17 protein-coding genes are annotated in these 18,739 nt (G+C 64.2%); 10 read left to right on the top strand and 7 right to left on the bottom strand.

Annotation, left to right across the window (positions count from 1 at the left end; translation table 11 throughout):
- Positions 1 to 17: 17 nt before the first annotated feature.
- From J1M87_RS02970 to helR, 4 genes are all read left to right on the top strand, one after another.
- Complete coding sequence (locus J1M87_RS02970) at positions 18 to 605, top strand: NifU family protein (RefSeq protein ID WP_206487664.1); 588 nt, start codon at positions 18 to 20, stop codon at positions 603 to 605.
- Between the two features lie 92 nt (positions 606 to 697).
- The gene (locus J1M87_RS02975; protein WP_206487666.1) at positions 698 to 1,888 is read left to right on the top strand and encodes a sodium:proton antiporter; all 1,191 of its coding nucleotides are present in this window, start codon (positions 698 to 700) and stop codon (positions 1,886 to 1,888) included.
- 220 nt (positions 1,889 to 2,108) lie between these two features.
- A complete protein-coding gene (locus tag J1M87_RS02980; protein WP_206487668.1) occupies positions 2,109 to 2,525 on the top strand; it encodes a hypothetical protein in 417 nt (138 codons plus the stop codon).
- 151 nt (positions 2,526 to 2,676) lie between these two features.
- Positions 2,677 to 4,857 carry an RNA polymerase recycling motor ATPase HelR gene (gene helR, locus J1M87_RS02985; RefSeq protein ID WP_206487670.1) on the top strand — a complete coding sequence of 727 codons (2,181 nt, stop codon included), beginning with the start codon at positions 2,677 to 2,679 and terminating at the stop codon, positions 4,855 to 4,857.
- Here helR and J1M87_RS02990 read toward each other — a convergent pair.
- Positions 4,818 to 5,717, bottom strand: coding sequence for a LysR family transcriptional regulator (locus J1M87_RS02990; RefSeq protein WP_206487672.1), 900 nt, complete (start codon positions 5,715 to 5,717; stop codon positions 4,818 to 4,820). The two genes, helR and J1M87_RS02990, sit on opposite strands and share 40 nt — an antisense overlap.
- Positions 5,718 to 5,791: 74 nt before the next feature.
- On the opposite strand from J1M87_RS02990, the gene dapA reads away from it, so the two are divergent.
- The 6 genes from dapA (at position 5,792) to J1M87_RS03020 (ending at position 12,810) form a co-directional block, all read left to right on the top strand.
- On the top strand, positions 5,792 to 6,733 hold the full coding sequence (dapA, locus tag J1M87_RS02995; protein ID WP_307830718.1) for a 4-hydroxy-tetrahydrodipicolinate synthase: 942 nt from the start codon (positions 5,792 to 5,794) through the stop codon (positions 6,731 to 6,733).
- 73 nt (positions 6,734 to 6,806) lie between these two features.
- The gene (locus tag J1M87_RS03000; protein ID WP_206487674.1) at positions 6,807 to 9,191 is read left to right on the top strand and encodes an excinuclease ABC subunit UvrA; all 2,385 of its coding nucleotides are present in this window, start codon (positions 6,807 to 6,809) and stop codon (positions 9,189 to 9,191) included.
- A gap of 32 nt (positions 9,192 to 9,223) precedes the next feature.
- Positions 9,224 to 9,790 (top strand): isochorismatase family protein, encoded by a 567-nt coding sequence (locus J1M87_RS03005; RefSeq protein ID WP_206487676.1) that lies wholly within the window; start codon positions 9,224 to 9,226, stop codon positions 9,788 to 9,790.
- A gap of 7 nt (positions 9,791 to 9,797) precedes the next feature.
- Positions 9,798 to 10,475 carry a GAP family protein gene (locus J1M87_RS03010; protein ID WP_206487678.1) on the top strand — a complete coding sequence of 226 codons (678 nt, stop codon included), beginning with the start codon at positions 9,798 to 9,800 and terminating at the stop codon, positions 10,473 to 10,475.
- A 23-nt stretch (positions 10,476 to 10,498) separates the two neighbouring features.
- Positions 10,499 to 11,299 (top strand): HugZ family protein, encoded by an 801-nt coding sequence (locus J1M87_RS03015; RefSeq protein WP_206487680.1) that lies wholly within the window; start codon positions 10,499 to 10,501, stop codon positions 11,297 to 11,299.
- Positions 11,300 to 11,406: 107 nt separating this feature from the next.
- On the top strand, positions 11,407 to 12,810 hold the full coding sequence (locus J1M87_RS03020) for an NAD(P)/FAD-dependent oxidoreductase (protein WP_206487682.1): 1,404 nt from the start codon (positions 11,407 to 11,409) through the stop codon (positions 12,808 to 12,810).
- Positions 12,811 to 12,898: 88 nt separating this feature from the next.
- Here the strand turns inward: J1M87_RS03020 and J1M87_RS03025 are convergent, their stop codons facing one another.
- The 6 genes from J1M87_RS03025 to J1M87_RS03050 all read right to left on the bottom strand — a co-directional run bounded on the left by J1M87_RS03025 (position 12,899) and on the right by J1M87_RS03050 (position 18,737).
- A complete protein-coding gene (locus J1M87_RS03025; protein WP_206487684.1) occupies positions 12,899 to 13,567 on the bottom strand; it encodes an urease accessory protein UreD in 669 nt (222 codons plus the stop codon).
- A gap of 6 nt (positions 13,568 to 13,573) precedes the next feature.
- Positions 13,574 to 14,278, bottom strand: coding sequence for an urease accessory protein UreG (gene ureG, locus J1M87_RS03030; RefSeq protein WP_206487686.1), 705 nt, complete (start codon positions 14,276 to 14,278; stop codon positions 13,574 to 13,576).
- Positions 14,279 to 14,331: 53 nt separating this feature from the next.
- Positions 14,332 to 15,018, bottom strand: a complete 687-nt coding sequence (locus J1M87_RS03035) for an urease accessory protein UreF (protein WP_206487688.1) — start codon at positions 15,016 to 15,018, stop codon at positions 14,332 to 14,334.
- On the bottom strand, positions 15,018 to 16,739 hold the full coding sequence (locus tag J1M87_RS03040; RefSeq protein ID WP_206487689.1) for an urease subunit alpha: 1,722 nt from the start codon (positions 16,737 to 16,739) through the stop codon (positions 15,018 to 15,020). The genes J1M87_RS03035 and J1M87_RS03040 overlap by 1 nt, the downstream gene beginning before the upstream one ends.
- Complete coding sequence (locus tag J1M87_RS03045) at positions 16,739 to 17,371, bottom strand: urease subunit gamma (RefSeq protein ID WP_206487691.1); 633 nt, start codon at positions 17,369 to 17,371, stop codon at positions 16,739 to 16,741. Before J1M87_RS03045 ends, J1M87_RS03040 begins: the two co-directional genes overlap by 1 nt.
- An 85-nt stretch (positions 17,372 to 17,456) precedes the next feature.
- A complete protein-coding gene (locus J1M87_RS03050; protein WP_206487693.1) occupies positions 17,457 to 18,737 on the bottom strand; it encodes an aldolase/citrate lyase family protein in 1,281 nt (426 codons plus the stop codon).
- Positions 18,738 to 18,739 lie beyond the last annotated feature (2 nt).

The following is an 18,739-nucleotide window of genomic DNA, read 5'->3' on the forward strand; positions in this document are numbered from 1 at the left end:
ATGACCATGGTGCTGCAATGACCATGGTGCCGACGCACCCCGAGTCGGTGGTCGGTGAACCGTCGGTGCTCCGCTGGATCATTCCGGCGGGCCTACTGCCGTTCGTCGGCCCCGTTACCATCGCTCCTGTCGCACTTCAGAGTTCGATCGACGACGGCACGATCGCTCGGATCGACGTCGAACCGACGGCGATACGGATCAGGCTGAACGCCGGTCGATCATGGCGGACCGAGGGTGATCGAATTCGGATGGCTCTGCAAGGCGCTCTCGCGGTGCCCGACGCATGGATGCCGCAGGTCGACGCCTCTCCTGACGCGATCCTTCGAATGGCAGTGCTCGAGGTCATCGACGGTGACGTCGGCGACTACATTCGATCTCACGGTGGGATCATCGAACTCGTCGGTGTTTCCGACGGACGAGTCCGATTGTCGCTGAACGGTTCCTGCGCTCACTGCCCCGCGTCCGACGTGACACTGACCGAACGAGTCGAACGCGCGGTGCGTACCCGGTTTCCCGCCGTACGGGAGGTGACCGCGGAGAGCGACAAAGGCCTCGCAGGCGGTCGACGGCTCCTCGGAATCATCCCGACCAGACGCGCGCGGTAACCGATCGGCGGGGACCGAAGCTGTGGTCTACTTCATCGTCCGGTGTGGTCCAGTCGACCGACACGAGCGTAGAACTTCGAGGGTGTGGTCCGGTGGCATTCGTCACGACTTTCGGTGTGGCTCTGCTGGCCGCGGTGCTGTTGTCCAGCTTGTCCGCGCGCAGCCCTCTGTCGACCTCGGGCATATTCCTGTTCGCGGGCCTGATTGCCGGCCCGTTGGTCTTCGATGCCGAACGGCTCGGCAGCGACACCGTTCGTGAGATCGCCTCGGTGACACTGTTCGCAGTATTGTTCGCCGACGGTCAGCGCGCGCCGATCTCCAAGTTGCGCCACCAGTGGATGGATCCGACCCGAGCGCTGTTCATCGGGATGCCACTGACCTTTGCCGTCGTCGCTGTGCTGGCACATCTGTTGATCGGTTTCGATTGGACGACCTCGTTGCTCATCGGTGCCATTCTGGCTCCGACGGATCCGGTGTTCGCTGCCGCGCTGGTCGGCCGCGACGACTTACCGTCCCGTCTTCGAAGTCTGCTCAACATCGAGAGCGGGCTCAACGACGGTCTCGCGCTTCCGGTGGTGCTCATTCTGATCGGCACGCTGGGCGGCCAGATCGACGAGACCACGTCACTGGGCCCCGTGTTGTTCGAAGTCGTGCTCGGCGTCGTTCTCGGCATCGTGGCACCGGTTGTCGGTTCCCTCCTGGTTCGGCTTCCAGTACTCGGTGTGACACCCCGCGCGCAGTCGGCCGGGCCCCTGGCCATCGCGATTCTGTTGTTCGTCCTCACCGACACGATCGGTGCCAATCCCTACATCGCGGCGTTCACCGCAGGAATCACACTGGCGAGCGTCGCCCCGCACGCATCGGAATCGTTCGCGCCCGTGGGTGAGTTGACCAGTGAGCTGGCGAAGAATGCCGCCTTGCTGGCGTTCGGCGCGCTCATCACCCCGGCTCTGCTCGGTCAGGTCGGCGTCACCGGATGGATTTTCGCGGTACTCGTCCTCGTGGTCGGCCGACCGATACCGGTGTTGCTGTCGTTGATCGGCAGTCATCGGCTCGCGCGCAACGAGCGATTGTCGGCAGCGTGGTTCGGGCCCAAAGGATTTGCGAGCGTCGTGTACGGGTTGTTGGTGCTGTCGTCCGGAATCGATTCTGCGGAGAAAGTGTTCGCCATCATCGCGGGAACCGTCATCGTCTCGATCGCTCTGCACAGCGCAACCGACACGCCCGTGGCAATTCTGCTGCACGAGGAACCGGCCGAACCACCGGTGACGGGTGCCCGATGAGCCGGAAGCGGCCCGCTGGTTCGTGATATCGTCCCGTCCAGAGCTACTCGCATAGCCACCCCAGCTGCAGCAGGTGCCCGCGTCGCCTGGGTCAGCGCTCGACGGGCAAGGTCCGATGGATCTGCGATAAGACCTTGTCACACTGTGTTGTACGCCGTGTCCCTGACTTCCGACCGGTGCAGCAATGCGCGGGAGTGCTGCACACAGGATTGGAACTCCAGTGACCAAGAACCATTCCGACAAGCGTGCCGCACGATCGTATGCGCAGGCCCACGCGCTTTCCTATCGTCAGGCTCTGACGAAAGTTCGAGCGGCCCGCGCCGACCGCACGTCGCTGTCACCCTTCGCGCAACGCCTCTTGATCGAGGCGGTCGAGGGATGCGGTATCCGCCATTGGGCATCGGTGGAGGAATGGGATGGCGTCGGTCGGGCGACGGTCACCGACCTCGGCGGCGAGAGGTTCGTACTTACCGTCGACAGCGTCCTGCTCGTACTCTGCGAGCACCTGGCCGACAACCCCACACTGCAGCCGAACGACATCGACAGCTATTTCGCCGACGAGGCAGTGCAACGGCTCCTGTTCGGCAGCGTCATCTACAGACTGGATCTACATCGAGGCCGGGGCCTCGTCGCGTGAGATACGCACGGAACCATTGGCAAGAATCTTGGAACGCGAGACATCGTCTCTTTCCACCTTCAACATATAGCGCACCCCGGGGCTTGCGGCAAGACCCCGTGCAGGGCTCAGAATGACTCGCTGTTGCCAATGAACAGCTGATCGGAGTTCTGTGAAACCCACCGCCCCAAGCGTCTTCGATTTACCGGATAATCTGGCGCTCGAGCGCGATCGGACGTTGATCGGGCATGACCAGGAACATTTTTCAGCACTCCTTTCGAGTATCGAGCAGTCTCGATCCGATACCGAGGCGCGGTTGGCGGCCGTTCGTAAATCGACGGGCCGGATGGGGCAAGAGGTGATGGAGCGGGATTTCGAGATTCATCGTCTGAGCGCGCGCTTGCGCTCCCTCCGCCGCTACGGGGCAGATCTGTGCCTGGGTCGTGCTGACACCCTCGACTCCGACGCACCCGTGTACATCGGCCGCCTCGCAATGTTGGGACCCTCTGGCGAACAGCTCCTCGTGGACTGGCGCTCCCCCGCCGCAGAGCCGTTCTTCGGCGCCACCCACGCGAACCCCATGGGGCTGAGAAGTCGGCGTCGGTATCGATGGACCAACGGCCGAATCACCGACTACTGGGACGAGGTGTTCGACTCGACGGGACTGGGCACCGATGCCGCCCTCGACGATCAGTCTGCCTTCATCGCCAGTTTGGGCACCGCGCGATCACCGCGGATGCGAGACGTGCTCGGCACAGTCCAAGCTGATCAGGACGCGATCATCCGAGCAGATGCGCACGGAGCACTCGTGGTAGACGGAGGGCCCGGGACAGGCAAAACGGTTGTCGCTCTTCACCGCACCGCCTACCTGCTCTACGCGGACTCGCGCCTCGGTCACAACCAAGGCGGCGTGCTGTTCGTCGGCCCCCACGAGCCCTACCTGGCGTATGTCTGCGATGTACTGCCGAGCCTCGGCGAAGACGGCGTACAGACATGCACCCTTCGTGACCTCGTCGTCGAAGGAGAGCAGGCCGTCGAGGAGGCCGATCATGCGGTCGCACAGCTCAAGGCCTCCGTCGACATGAACGCGACGATCGAGGCGGCGATCGCATTCTACGAGCAGCCACCCACGCAGAACATGACTGTGGAAACGCAGTGGGCGGACCTGAACCTCACACCGGACGATTGGATCGAGGCGTTCCGCGCACCTGAGCCCGGCACCCCGCACAACGAAGCTCGTGAGCAGATCTGGGACCTGCTGGTGACCATTCTGACCGACCGATATTCGGGCGACGACGCCACCACCGAGGAGGTGCGAAGATCGTTGCAGCGTCACGAGGACCTTCGCAACGAACTCGAACGGTCCTGGACGATCGTCGGCGCTGCCGACCTCGTCGCCGATCTCTGGAGCGTGCCTGCCTACCTCCGCCGGTGTGCGCCCTGGCTCAGCGCGGAGGACGTTCGCGCACTACAACGACCGGATCCGACGCGATGGACGACGGCAGATCTGCCGTTGCTCGACGCCGCCCGGATGCGGCTCGGCGATCCAGAGCACGCCCGGCGTACTCGGCGTCGAGAGCTGGCGGCGGCCGCCGAGCGCGCGCGGATGGATCGCGTCATCGCAGAACTCATCGCTGCCGACGACGACGAGATGATGGCAGCCCAGCTGCGCCAGGAGGGAATTCGTGATGCCCTCGTCGATGAATCCGGATTCGAGGAGATCCCCGGAGATCGACTGGCAGGGCCGTTCGCGCACATCGTGGTCGACGAAGCGCAGGAGTTGACCGACGCCCAGTGGCAGATGATTCGGCGACGGTGTCCGTCGGGCAGCATCACCGTCGTCGGAGACCGCGCGCAATCGCGTCGAGGCTTCTCCGAATCCTGGCGCGAACGCCTCGATCGGGTGGGAATCGACCGGGTCGACATCGCCACTCTCGGTGTCAATTACCGCACACCCCGGGAGGTGATGGCGGCCGCCGAGCCGATGATCCGGACGGTCCTGCCCGACGCCAACGTTCCGGTCTCGATCCGAAGCAGCGGGATACCCGTCGAATACGGCGATGCGGCCGATCTGTCATCGCTGATCGACAGTTGGCTCAGCACGAACGCCAACGGAATCGGCTGCGTGATAGGCGATCCGGCCTTTCCCGAATCCGCCCGCATTCGGTCGTTGGTGCCGCAGTTGGCGAAGGGACTCGAATTCGACCTGGTCGTCGTCATCGATCCGCACTCGTTCGGGTCGGGAATCGCAGGTGCCGTCGACCGGTATGTCGCAATGACCCGAGCGACGGGTCGGCTGATAGTTCTGACCTCTCATCCCGATGCCGAGCTCAGTGAGTCCAGCACCGCATGAACAGCGGGGCTCGCGTCGGCGCTGCGTCTCCAGGCCGCCTGCACCTCACGCGTGGGCGTGCGTACCGGCGCAACTGCGATCAGACCGTCGCTCAGGGTCGGCCTGGCGAGCCGGGGAACGAGCGCGAGAACATCGTCACCCTCGACCAGTGCGAGCTGCGTGGAGAAATCGTCGACGAGATGGCGCACATCGATCTCGGTGGGCGTGTCGGCGAACAAACGCCGAAACCACTGGTGGCACACCGTTCCCGCGGGGCTGGTCACCCACGGGTAGCGGGCCAGATCCTCGTGGTTCAGCGCAGACCGGCGTCGGGCGAGCGGATGGGTTCGCTTCATGATCACGTCGCCGTGGTCGGTGAGGATCGTCTGCCGAACGATCGAGGGTGGTGACGCCGCAGGAACTCCGTCGGCGTCGTGTATCAATGCCAGATCGGCAGTCCCGGCGTGCACACTGTGCAGCGCCCGATCGGGATCTTCTTCGCGGGTGATCACAGTCAGATCGGGATACTGCATGCTCAGACGACGCAGTGCAGGGGCAACGATGCCGCGAAGGGCCGTCGAGAAACCGACGAGGCGGACCACTCCACGTGGGACGCCTCCGTCCACCGACCTCGCCGCCTCGACGCATCGCTCTAGGGCGTGGAACACCTCGTCCGCCGCCTCGACCACCGCCCGACCGGCCGGGGTGAGTACGACGCCCCGTCCCGCCTGAGCGAGCACCGGCGTGCCGATCTGCCGTTCGAGCCTCTTGATCTGTTGAGAGATCGCCGAAGCCGTGTAGCCGAGCTCGTCGGCCGCACTGGCCAGCGTGCCGAGGGCTGCCACCGCGCGGAGGGCATGCAGTGCGCTCACGTCGATCATGAAGCAAATCTACGCAATAATGACGAAAATGCATTGCTGGACCGGATTGATTTCACGGTTCACACTCTCCCTTTGTGACCAGCATTCATTCGGCCTCGTCGATCTTCGGTACCAACCTCGTCGCCATGGTGACCCCCATGCACCGGGACGGGAGGGTGAGTCGAGCAGGCGTCGATGCACTTGTCGACCACCTGCTGGCGACCGGGTGCGATGGCGTGGTCGTTGCCGGCACCACCGGCGAAGCGCCGACCCTGACCACCCACGAGATCTCGGAACTACTGGCGCAGGTCCGAGATCGCTCGAACCACGCGTTGAGGGTGATCGCAGGAGTTGGAACCAATGACACCTCGGCGGGAATCGACATGGCACGCTCCGCTGCGGCCGCCGGTGCCGACGCCCTGCTCATCACCGCCCCCTATTACTCCCGTCCAACTCAGGCCGGCATCACAGCGCACATTCTCGACATCGCCGATGCCGGCGGGCTACCGGTCATGGTGTACGACGTTCCGGTGCGCACCGGCGTCGCCATCGAGGGGTCGACGTTGATCGAGCTGTCACAGCATCCATCGATCATGGCCGTCAAGGACGCGAAGGGCGACCTGTACGAGGCGATGACTGTCATGGCGTCGTCGGACCTCGCCTACTACTGCGGAATCGACGAGCTTGCATTGCCCTATCTCACCTGCGGGGCAACAGGATTGATCAGCGTCACCGGCAATCTCGTGTCCGACCGGAACGCCGAGCTGATCGCTGCCGTCCGCGCCGGAGATCTGGCGAGGGCGAACGCGGTACAGCGGTCGCTGTTGCCGTTGACCGCCTCTGTCATGCGCACGACGCAGGGCGCCATCATGGCGAAGGCGGCGTTGGTCGGGATCGGCGTTCTCTCGGACGCCACCGTCCGCCGACCACTCCTGGAATCCTCCGCCGCCGATCTCGAGCGACTCCATGAGGCGCTGTGCGCGACCGGAATCGATCAGGAATCGATAAGCGCTCGCGTATCGATACGACTAGCGTGAGCGCATACACAACTCGGTGCAATCGACGATGTGAATCTCGATTGCCGCGAACGATCAGGGAGACACCGCGAGCATGGCTACGAAGAAGGTCACGCAGGACTCGGCTCTGCACGCCGCCGACAGTCACGATCTGATTCGTGTGCAGGGTGCACGGCAGAACAACCTTCAGGACATCAGCGTCGACTTGCCCAAGCGGCGACTGACCGTCTTCACCGGCGTGTCCGGCTCGGGCAAGAGCTCGTTGGTCTTCAGTACCATCGCCGCCGAGTCGCAACGGATGATCAACGAGACCTACAGTGCCTTCGTCCAGGGCTTCATGCCGACTCTGGCTCGCCCCGACGTCGACGTCATGGACGGACTCACCACGGCCATCATCGTCGATCAGCAGCGCATGGGAGCCAATCCCCATTCCACAGTCGGCACTGCCACCGACGCCAATGCCATGCTCCGCATTCTGTTCAGCCGTGTCGGAAAGCCGTATATCGGTTCAGCACAGGCATTTTCGTTCAACGTGGCGTCGGTGTCGGGTGCCGGGGCATACAAGGTGGACAAGGGCGGCCGTCAGACCACGGAGAAGAAGTCCTTCTCCGTGACCGGCGGCATGTGTCCGCGCTGCGAGGGACGAGGCTCGGTCAGCGATTTCGATCTGACCGCCCTGTACGACGCGAGTAAGTCGCTCAACGAGAGCGCGATCACGATTCCCGGTTACAGCATGGAAGGCTGGTACGGCCGAATATTTCGTGGCTGTGGATATTTCGATCCCGACAAGCCGATCTCGAAGTACACCAAGAAGGAACTCGACGATCTGCTGTACCGCGAGCCGACGAAGATCAAGGTCGAAGGCATCAATCTGACCTATTCGGGGCTGGTGCCTCAGATTCAGAAGTCGTTCCTGTCCAAGGACGTCGACGCCATGCAGCCTCACATTCGAGCTTTCGTCGATCGCGCGATCACCTTCACCACCTGCCCGGACTGCGACGGAACCAGGCTCAACGAGGGGGCTCGGTCGTCGAAGATCAAGGGCGTCAACATCGCCGACGCATGTTCGATGCAAATCACCGATCTGGCGGATTGGGTGGGCGGCGTGAAGGAACCGTCGGTTGCACCGCTGCTGACCACACTCGGCGAAACTCTCGACTCGTTCGTGGAGATCGGACTCGGCTACTTGAGCCTGGATCGTCCCTCGGGAACCTTGTCCGGTGGAGAAGCTCAGCGCATCAAGATGATTCGTCATCTCGGGTCGTCGTTGACGGATGTGACCTATGTGTTCGACGAGCCGACCACCGGCCTGCACCCGCACGACATCGAGCGAATGAACAACCTGCTGCTGCAGTTGCGAGACAAGGGCAACACGGTTCTGGTGGTCGAACACAAGCCGGAGACGATTTCCATTGCAGACCACGTCGTCGATCTCGGCCCCGGTGCCGGAAGTTCCGGCGGGCATGTCTGTTTCGAGGGCACCGTCGACGGGTTGCGGCGCAGCGATACCGTCACCGGCCGCCATTTCGACGATCGGGCGGCATTGAAAGAATCGGTGCGCGAATTCTCCGAGGTACTCGAAATTCGCGGCGCGGACTCCCACAACCTGCGCGACGTCGACGTCGACGTTCCGCTCGGTGTGTTGGTTGTGGTCACCGGCGTCGCAGGCTCCGGCAAGAGCTCACTCATTCACGGATCGCTCTCGGCAACAGACGATGTGGTCTCGGTCGATCAGGGGGCGATACGGGGGTCGAGGCGAAGCAACCCAGCGACGTACACCGGGTTGCTCGATCCGATTCGCAAGGCTTTCGCCAAGGAGAACGGCGTCAAACCCGCGCTGTTCAGCTCCAATTCGGAGGGTGCATGCCCGACGTGCAACGGCGCCGGCGTCATCTACAGCGATCTCGCGATGATGGCCGGAGTCGCCACGGTGTGCGAAGAGTGCGAGGGCAAGCGATTCCAAGCCTCGGTACTCGAGTACCACTTCGGCGGTCGCAACATCGACGAGGTCTTGTCCATGTCGGTCGCCGACGCCGAGGAGTTCTTCTCCGGCGGCCCAGCGAAACTGCTACCGGCACACAAGATTCTGCAGCGTTTGAACGATGTGGGACTCGGCTACCTGAAGATCGGACAGCCATTGACCACACTGTCCGGTGGAGAACGGCAACGCCTCAAACTGGCCACACACATGGCCGACAAAGGCGGGATCTACGTGCTCGACGAACCCACCACCGGACTGCATCTCGCCGATGTGGACAAGCTGCTCGCTCTGCTCGACCGGCTGGTCGACTCGGGCAAGTCGGTGATCGTGATCGAGCATCATCAAGCCGTCATGGCCCACGCCGACTGGATAATCGATCTCGGTCCAGGCGCCGGGCACGACGGCGGCCTCGTGGTGTTCGAAGGAAAACCGTCCGACCTGGTCGCAGACGGTTCCACGCTGACAGGACAACACCTGGCCGCGTACGTCGGGAGCTGACAACCTACGAACATGACGGGAAGGACGATGCCGTGACCATCCTGCCGCACCGGACTGCAACCGCACTGGTGGTCGTCGACGTGCAGAACGACGTGATGGCAAGCGTCCACGACAGACAGCGCGTCATCGACAACATCCTGGTCTTGGTGTCCAGGGCACGGGACACCAAGACGCCGGTGATCTGGGTGCAGCATTCATCGGACAAGGAGCTGTTCTTCGGAACCGACGGTTGGCAGCTCCTCGACGAATTGCCCGTGGCGCCGAGCGATCCGATTGTTCACAAGAAGCACGGCGATGCCTTCGAGGGCACCGGTCTCGAAGCCGACCTCGCTGCGTTCGGTGTGGGCCACGTCGTCATCGCCGGCGCACACACGGACTTCTGCATCAGGTCCACGCTGCACGGAGCCCTGGTCCGCGGATACGACGTGACGCTGGTGAGCGATGCCCATACCGCGGAGGACATGACCGAGTGGGGTGCGCCGCCACCTGCGCAGGTCATCGCGCACACCAACATGTACTGGGACAATCAGACCGCTCCTGGCCGGACTGCCGCGGCCGTCGTCACCGAGAGGGTCGCCTTCAGCGCACCGATACGCTGAACTCTCCATGGTCACCTTGTTGCTTGCCCTAGTCGGCTTCGCGCTACTCGATTCTCTCGACGTGTTGCTGATCGGCGTGACTGCTGCCCTCGCGGTGCACTCGAGAACCGCCCGCCGGTCTCCGTTTCCCTCCGGGCTGGCCTTCGTCGGCGGAGTGTTCACGGCGACGACCACATTCGGCATCTTGACCGTTCTCGGCATCGACTTGTTCACCGAGCTGTTCGACTTCACCATCACACCCACGGTTCGGTATCGGACAGAACTCGTGGTCGGTCTTGTCCTGATCACTCTCGGCGGCGTCCGGACCACCGAACGCCGCCCACCCGAGTGGGCAGCTCGAGTCGGCTCGAGTATTCCCGTCCTCGCCCTCACCGGGCTGACGATCGGTCTGGTGCAAGGTCCCACGGCCGTACCGTATCTCGCTGGGCTGACGATGCTCTCGACGTACGATCCCCGTCCGACGTGGTGGCCCGCCATTGTCGTCGCCTACTGCCTGATCGGGTTGCTACCGCCCATCCTCGTGCTGATTCTGGCGTCCAGGAAGGGCCGACGCGCCAGGCGGGCGTTCACCGCGACCGTCCGGGCGCTCACCCGCTACGGCCCGCCGACGGTGCGCGTCGTCTTCATCGTGCTCGGTGTCGTGTTCGTCGGCGATGCGCTCGTTCATGCCCGAGCTCTCGTGTAGATAACCGTCGTAAGCTCGTGCACATGGCACTCGATCACGGCGATCCCGGTGACGCACCGTCCATTCCTCCTCCCCTGTCTCCGGTGGTCGACGATCGGCGTCCCTCCGCTGCCGAGGAGGCGCGCACGATCGCTGCGTCCACCAACATGGCGACACTTGGCAGTCTGACGGCGGACGGCGATCCCTGGGCCTCGTTCGTCACCTATGGCTTGCTCGAAGGCGCTCCGGTTCTCTGTGTCTCGCGGATGGCCGAGCACGGCCGCAATCTCGACGGTGACCAGCGGGCGAGTCTGTCGATCGTGGCACCGCGATCGCAGACCGACCCGCTGGCGTCGGGCCGCATCACATTGGCGGGTGTGGTCGAGCGACCCCAAGGAGACGAGTTGTCAGCGGCGCGGGAGGCGCATCTGGCGGGGGTACCGGCTGCGCGGTACTACCTCGAGTACAGCGATTTCACCGTGTGGGTCATGCGCGTGCAGCGAGTCCGATGGGTCGGCGGTTACGGTCGCATGGATTCTGCAACCGCCGAGGCGTATGCCGTGGCCGAACCGGATCCGGTGTCGCCGACCTCCGCGTACGCAATCGACCATCTCAACGCAGATCACTCGGCGTCTCTGGCTGCGATGGCCCGCGAGCTGGGCGGCTACCCGGACGCGACCTCCGCCGAGTGCGAGGCGGCCGATCGGTACGGACTGGATCTGAAGGTGCTCACACCCCGCGGTGTCGCCTACACAAGAGTCGGTTATGCGACACCGATCGACTCGGCTGCCGAACTGCGTGCTGCAACCGTGGAACTGGCGAAGCGGGCCGTAGGCGGGCGGTAGGGTTTCACTGCGAACTTCCGTCTGGACCGGTACAGACACCTTGCCGAGACGCCACAGTGGATGGCGACTACCGTTGTCCCCACACAGCAATCGTTAGGGAGCAGGTAATGAGCATCCAACCGCTCGAATCGAAGCGTCACCGTGTCGTCGTCATCGGTTCCGGGTTCGGAGGACTTTTCGGCGTCAAGGCACTCAAGAGAGCCGACGTCGACATCACCCTCGTCGCCAAGACGACACATCATCTCTTCCAGCCCCTCCTGTACCAGGTCGCGACCGGCATCCTGTCCGTCGGCGAAATCGCTCCGACCACGCGCGTCATCCTGCGTAAGCAGAAGAACGCCGAGGTTCTGTTGGGCGACGTGTTGAACATCGATCTCGACTCGAAGACGGTCACCTCCAAACTGCTCGAACGCGTCACCGTCACCCCCTTCGACAGCTTGATCGTCGCGGCCGGCGCACAGCAGTCCTACTTCGGCAACGATCACTTCGCCGAGTTCGCGCCGGGAATGAAGACCATCGACGACGCACTCGAACTGCGCGGACGCATCCTCGGTGCTTTCGAACAGGCAGAGCTGTCCGACGATCAGGAGGAGAAGGACCGTCTGATGACGTTCGTCGTCGTCGGCGCGGGCCCGACCGGGGTCGAGCTCGCGGGCCAGATCGCCGAGCTCGCCGACCGCACCCTCGACGGGGCCTTCCGCAACATCGACCCGCGCGACGCCCGCGTCATTCTGCTCGACGCTGCACCTGCCGTGCTCCCGCCCATGGGCGAGAAGCTCGGACGCAAGGCCGCCGAGCGGCTCGAGAAGCTCGGTGTCGAGATCCAGCTCAACGCGATGGTCACCGACGTCGACAACGACGGCCTGACCGTCAAGGAGAAGGACGGCACGACTCGTCGCATCGAGGCGCAGTGCAAGGTGTGGTCCGCGGGTGTCCAGGGCAGCCCCCTGGGCAAGCAGCTCGCTGATCAGTCCGGCTCGGAAACCGACCGCGCCGGTCGTGTGCTGGTCGAACCGGACCTGACGGTCAAGGGCCACCCGAACGTGTTCGTGATCGGCGACCTCATGGCGGTCAAGGACGTACCCGGCATGGCGCAGGGAGCGATCCAGGGAGCCACGTATGCAGCCAAGCTGATCAAGGCGTCGGTCAAAGGCGAGGACGATCCCACCCAGCGGGCCCCGTTCAAGTACTTCGACAAGGGCTCGATGGCAACGGTGTCTCGGTTCAACGCGGTCGCCAAGGTCGGCAAGCTCGAGTTCGGCGGCTTCATCGCATGGCTCATGTGGCTGGCACTGCACCTGTATTACCTCGTGGGCTACCGCAGCCGAATCACGACCGTCATCTCGTGGTTCGTGACGTTCCTCGGTAGAGGCCGAGCTCAGATGGCGTCGACCGAGCAGCAGGTGTTCGCTCGCCTGGCCATCGAGCAACTCAACTCTCTCGAACGCGCGAACGCGATCGACGAGGACAAGGTCGAGGAAGCTCAGGAACGCGAGAAAGCTGCAGGCTGACAGGCTGCCCACTCTCGTCGTGCGCCTTTTGCGTACTCATAGGTACGCAAAAGGCGCACGACGAAGCGCAGCGAGTCGACTGGCGTTCTCACCCACCTGATCCGGCGGGCACCAGACGACGTCCCACCGATGTACTCAGCGACCCGCCTCCGGGCAGGGCCAATCGCATCGACCCGTCGGATAGATCCACCGCGGACGGCCGACTATCGGGATACTGCAACGTGCTCGACATCGACAGCGGTGCCGACAACATGTCGTGAGCAACCGATCCCTCACCCAGTTCCACTCGATGGCGCAGTAACGGGCTGCCTCCCACGTCACATCGCATCGAACTGCTCCAGCTTCCCGACGCCTCCTCGAACCGTCCGATCTGGGTCCTCTCACGCAACCACAGTGCCGAATCCTCGTGCACTACCACTGTATTGACCACCGAATGCGAGGCGTCGGAAACGACGACCATCGGCTCGGGGTCGAAGACCAGCGACGCGCCTTCCCCGACCTCGAAATACCATTGCGCCGACGAATGACGATTCAGCGCGCCGGGCATCGCCAACGATGCCGCCACGCTGCGCACCTCCAGACGCGCTCCTGCGGCCACGGAAATTCTGACCACGATGGTGTCACCGCCCAGTGGAGTTGCGGCGGTGCCGATCAGGTGGACGGTGTCTGGTCCCGTCTGTCGGCCGGCGAGCCCGCCCACCGAGGTGATGCGTGGGCTGCGATCGCGGCTCGCATCGATGCAGAGCTCGGTGTGCATCGACGCTCAGTGCGTATGGGTATGCGCGTCGGCGTCGGCAACGAGCGCGAGCTGCTTGCGCACCCACGCGAGAACCGTACTCGCCGTCGGATCGTCGGTGAGCGAGATCAGCGCAGTCGGCCGGTCCTCACGCACCTGTGCAGCATCGCGTTCCATGACGCCGAGATCGGCACCCACATACGGTGCCAGGTCCGTCTTGTTGACGACGAGCAGATCGGAGAACGTGACGCCGGGGCCACCCTTGCGCGGAACTTTGTCTCCGCCTGCGACATCGACGACGAATATCTGCACATCGATCAGACCGGACGAGAACGTGGCGGTGAGGTTGTCTCCGCCCGACTCGACGAGAATCAGATCCAACGGTGGGTTGTTCTCGATCAGGTCGTCGATGGCATCCAAGTTGGCTGTGATGTCGTCGCGAATCGCGGTGTGCGGACATCCGCCGGTCTGCACCGCAGTGATGCGCTCGTCCGGCAGCACAGCGTGTCGCCGCAGGAAGTCCGCATCCTCGGTGGTGTAGATGTCGTTGGTGAGAACCGCCAGCGACAGCTCGTCTCGCAACTGGCGACACAGTGCTGCCACCAGAGCGGTCTTACCGGAACCAACGGGCCCGCCGATTCCCACCCGCAGCGCCTCGCCTGGCACCCGCGCGCGCTTGGGCCGATCCAGCCCGTGGTCGTGGGGCTCACCGTCGATCAGGTGCGGGGGCATGACATCTCCTAGTCGGTCGAGAACAGTCGATCACAGAACAGAGGATCGGTATTTCAGGATACGAACAGCGGACGCTCACGAACGGAGTGGGCTTCGGCGAACATGTCCAGCAGCGGGTCCGACAATTCCATCAACTCGGGCAGAGAGCGACACACGGCGGCGGTGACGTCATCGCAGAGACCACCCAAGCGGATGGTGCATGCAGCGACCTCGGCCGGGTCGAGCGCCAACAGACGTTGCGCCGCGATCGCCGAGCCCGTCATGGTGATGTAGACCTGAACGGCCGCGATGTCTTCGACCGACAGGCCAGCGGCCAGCCCGACGTGCCCGGCAGCGACAGCCAAGTGCGGCTTCCGGCCGATCGACGTCCAATCATGCCCAGGCCACGTCGATTTGGCCAGACGGAGCAGCCCGCGGCCCTGCGAACGGGAGGCGGCTCTGGCAGCCGGGGACGGAGTTCGTGCGTCGCATTCGGCGTTGGCCTCGGCCGCGCAGAGCGAACCGCCGACGAGCGCTGCTGCCACCGACGCCGTCATGGCTCCGGAGGTCCGAATACGGCGTCGCAGGAACGACTCGAGGGTCGCGATATCGCGAACGAAACCCGAAGCGATCGCTTCCTCCACCCCGCCGGAATGCACGTGCCCGCCGGTAGGAAGACGTGAATCGGCAAGTGAGAGAACCGTTGTCACCTGGAGACGGGCAGACGAGGTGTCCGCGGCCGGAAGTGGAACAGCCGCCATCAGAAGAGAAAGTATCGCTGCGCCATCGGCAATTCGGTCGCCGGCTGCTCTTTCCACACGTCGCCGTCGATGCGCACGGTGAACGTATCCGGATCCACTTCTATGCTGGGCAGAGCGTCGTTGAGGGCCATATCGGCCTTCCTGATTCCGCGCACGTTCTTGACCGGAACCAACCGTCGATCGCAGTTCAAACGCCCCGCAAGCCCGTCCTCGATGGCCTGAGGGGCCACGAAGTGCAGCGATGTCGCTGCCGCCGCTTTGGGTGAGGCGCCGAACATCGGGCGCGGAAGTTCCGGTTGCGGAGTCGGAATGGAGGCGTTGGCATCGCCCATCGCTGCCCACGCGATCATGCCTCCCTTGATGACCATGTGGGGTCGGACGCCGAAGAAGGCCGGGTCCCACAACACCAGATCGGCAAGCTTGCCCGGCTCGATCGAGCCGATCTCGTCATCCAAACCGTGAGCAACCGCGGGGCAGATCGTGTACTTGGCGACGTAGCGCATGACGCGGTTGTTGTCTGCGCCATCGTCTCCGGCCAGGAAGCCACGACGAGCCTTCATCACGTGCGCCGTCTGCCAGGTGCGCAGTACGACCTCGCCGATACGCCCCATTGCCTGCGAATCGCTGCCGATCATCGAGATCGCGCCCATATCGTGCAAGAGATCCTCGGCTGCGATCGTCGACGGCCGGATGCGACTCTCGGCGAAGGCCAGATCCTCCGGGATCGAAGGACTGAGGTGATGGCACACCATGAGCATGTCGAGATGCTCGTCCAGAGTGTTGACGGTGTGCGGACGCGTCGGGTTGGTCGAACTGGGCAGCACGTGCCCCTGGGCCGCGACGGTGATGATGTCGGGTGCGTGCCCGCCGCCTGCCCCCTCGGTGTGATAGGCGTGAATTCCGCGGCCCTTGATGGCACCGAGGGTGGTCTCGACGAATCCGGCCTCGTTCAGGGTGTCCGAATGCAACGCGGCTTGCACCCCGGCGTCCTCGCACACTCGCAGACACGCATCGATGGCGGCAGGGGTGGAACCCCAGTCCTCGTGCAGCTTGAAACCCGATGCGCCCGCTCGCAGTTGCTCCCACATTGCTGCGGGATTGACCGTGTTGCCCTTTCCGAGCAGCACGATGTTCATCGGCCAGTCGTCGAGAGACTCGAGCATCCTGGACAGGTGCCATGCACCCGGGGTGACGGTGGTGGCCTTACTGCCTTCGGCGGGGCCGGTGCCGCCTGCGATCACGGTGGTGATGCCGCCACCGAGCGCTTCCTCCTTGATCTGCGGACAGATCAAGTGGACGTGACAGTCGATGCCACCAGCGGTGACGATCTTCCCGTTGCCCGCGATGATCTCGGTCGACGGGCCGATGACCAGATCCGGGTGCACGCCGGTCATGGTGTCCGGGTTGCCTGCCTTGCCCAGCGCAACGATTCGGCCGTCGCGAATTCCGATATCGGCCTTGATGATCCCCCAGTAGTCGACGACGACGACCCCGGTGATCACCGTGTCCGGAGCACCGTCCGCTCGGGACGCCCGCGATTGCCCCATCGATTCACGAATCACCTTGCCGCCGCCGAACACCGCTTCTTCGCCTGCGTTTCCCGGTCCACCACTACGGTCCTCGGTGACCTCGATCAGAAGATCGGTGTCTGCCAGGCGAATTCGATCACCGGTAGTGGGTCCGAACAACTGGGCGTATCGACTGCGACTCATCCGTGCCATCAGCTGTCCAACTTTCCGGGAGGCGTCATGCTCAATCCGTGGACCTCGCGCGTGCCGCCGAGAGGCACGAGCCGAACCACCTGTTCTATGCCGGGCTCGAATCGCACGGCCGTTCCCGCCGGAATATCGAGGCGATGGCCGTGCGCGCGCTCGCGATCGAATTGCAGGGCATCGTTGGACTGCGGAAAATGCACGTGAGATCCCACCTGGACCGGCCTGTCCCCGGCGTTCACGACGGTGACGCTGATCGATTCCGAACCCTCGTTGATCTCGATATCGCCTGCGACGGTGATGATCTCCCCCGGAATCAGGTGGCCGTCATCCCGCTTCGGTGAAATCGGCTCGTGCACGGTGATCAGCTTGGTGCCGTCGGGAAAAGTCGCTTCGACCATCACCTCGGGAAGTAGCTCGGCAACGCCGTCGAGGACGTCATCGGCGCTCAAGACCTCGCGACCGGAGGCCATCAGGTCAGCAACAGATCTCCCGTCGCGGGCTCCCTCGAGGAGGTGGTCGGTGATGACGGCGATCGCCTCGGGATGATTGAGCCGGAGGCCGCGAGCCTGGCGACGCCGCGCGAGTTCGGCGGCATAGCTGACGAGCAGTCGATCCTGCTCGTGGGGAGACAACCGCATTGGAGGACTCCGTCCCGATCGGTGATGGTGCTCGGCAATTCTGACACGGCGACGACAGCGTGGCAGCGGAGCGCGCCGCCGCGCCTCATCCGAGAGGCACCGTGACCGATCGATCGAGCAATCCGCGCAGAACAGTTCGATCGACAGCGGAGGCCACCTCTTGCAGCTCAGCGATGCCGAATGCGCCCGAGTCCAGTCCTCGAACCAGAACACCTGCCAGCGCCTGAGCCGTGGCGGGCTCGTCCATCACCGCACCGCCCTGCCGCTCGAGGTAGCTACCCAGCCGAGCCGCCGCGACGGGCATCGCGCGGCGGAAGAATCCGAAGGTGGCCAACCATCGCGTCACCAGGTGTCCGGGGTGCATGTCCCAGCCCTGATAGAAGCCGCGTTCGAGCGACCTCGTCACCAGATCTGCATGCCGCCGCGCAGAAGCCGCCACCTGCTCGGCGTCGCCGGTCGGCACCACCTGGGTAGAGCCGTCGCACACCCATACTCCGGTCTGCGCAGCGGCGACCAGCATGACGTTCTTGGCGTGGTCCGCCACGGGATGAGCCAGCGACTGCTGCGCCGAGGTGATCCCGCATGCAGCGCTGTAGTCGTAGGTTCCGTAATGCAGGGACGTGCAGCGGCCGTCGGCTTCGGTGATCGCCCGCGCGAGCGTCGTCGTCCCGTCGGCCCCGATCACGGCTTGGGGGCTTTCGATCTGCAACTCGAATCGCAGTGCATGGTCGGCGAGGCCGTGGGCCCGCTCGAGTTCCTCGCACAGGGCGACCACCGCGGCCACCTGCGAGGCGGCGCGCAGCTTGGGGACGGTGAAGACGAAACCGTCGGGCACTCCCCCTGCACCGTCCAGAACGAGCTCGAGCGTTCGAATACCGCGTCGACGCTCGTGTGCTGCCAACCCCTTGGCGCGAATGCCGAGCCAGGTCGGGCCGGCGGAGTCCCGCGCCAACGCCGACAGCGCTTCTCCCGCTGCGATCGCGTGGCGGTCCTCTACTGCGTCCGAACGCCACCCGTAGCCGTCCTCGAAATCGAACCGAAGGTCCTGGACGGGAGCACTGATCAGTCGCTCACGCACCAGCGGAAGAACGTTCGAGGTGTCGAGTTCGGCGAATGCTTCGGGGTGTGCATCCAGAATCGCCGTCGCGGCAGCGCCCCATTCGGCCGGCACATCCGATGATGCCTCCGAGGCCGAGACGTAGACGGTGTGCGAGGGCTGACCGCCGATCCGGTCACCCGGGTAGTGCCGCGCGAGATCTTCGTCGATCGGAGCGAAGAGCGACTCGAGTCGATCGAGTGCGTCGGGGGTCAGCGCCGTGCCCCTGGATCCGAAAGCAGATTCGGCGCTGTCGCTGTGTCCGGTCATAG

This window comes from Rhodococcus sp. KRD162, assembly GCF_017168335.1.
Classification (GTDB): domain Bacteria; phylum Actinomycetota; class Actinomycetes; order Mycobacteriales; family Mycobacteriaceae; genus Rhodococcoides.

What these genes read in the sequence shown, in the direction of transcription:
- J1M87_RS03050 (WP_206487693.1), bottom strand. Translation starts at nt 18,737, where the DNA reads ATGACCGGACACAGCGACAGCGCCGAATCTGCTTTCGGATCCAGGGGC.
- J1M87_RS03020 (WP_206487682.1), top strand. Translation starts at nt 11,407, where the DNA reads ATGAGCATCCAACCGCTCGAATCGAAGCGTCACCGTGTCGTCGTCATC.
- J1M87_RS02990 (WP_206487672.1), bottom strand. Translation starts at nt 5,717, where the DNA reads ATGATCGACGTGAGCGCACTGCATGCCCTCCGCGCGGTGGCAGCCCTC.
- J1M87_RS03025 (WP_206487684.1), bottom strand. Translation starts at nt 13,567, where the DNA reads ATGCACACCGAGCTCTGCATCGATGCGAGCCGCGATCGCAGCCCACGC.
- J1M87_RS02970 (WP_206487664.1), top strand. Translation starts at nt 18, where the DNA reads ATGACCATGGTGCCGACGCACCCCGAGTCGGTGGTCGGTGAACCGTCG.
- ureG (WP_206487686.1), bottom strand. Translation starts at nt 14,278, where the DNA reads ATGCCCCCGCACCTGATCGACGGTGAGCCCCACGACCACGGGCTGGAT.
- J1M87_RS03040 (WP_206487689.1), bottom strand. Translation starts at nt 16,739, where the DNA reads ATGGCACGGATGAGTCGCAGTCGATACGCCCAGTTGTTCGGACCCACT.
- J1M87_RS03000 (WP_206487674.1), top strand. Translation starts at nt 6,807, where the DNA reads ATGGCTACGAAGAAGGTCACGCAGGACTCGGCTCTGCACGCCGCCGAC.
- J1M87_RS03010 (WP_206487678.1), top strand. Translation starts at nt 9,798, where the DNA reads ATGGTCACCTTGTTGCTTGCCCTAGTCGGCTTCGCGCTACTCGATTCT.
- J1M87_RS03035 (WP_206487688.1), bottom strand. Translation starts at nt 15,018, where the DNA reads ATGGCGGCTGTTCCACTTCCGGCCGCGGACACCTCGTCTGCCCGTCTC.
- J1M87_RS03045 (WP_206487691.1), bottom strand. Translation starts at nt 17,371, where the DNA reads ATGCGGTTGTCTCCCCACGAGCAGGATCGACTGCTCGTCAGCTATGCC.
- J1M87_RS03015 (WP_206487680.1), top strand. Translation starts at nt 10,499, where the DNA reads ATGGCACTCGATCACGGCGATCCCGGTGACGCACCGTCCATTCCTCCT.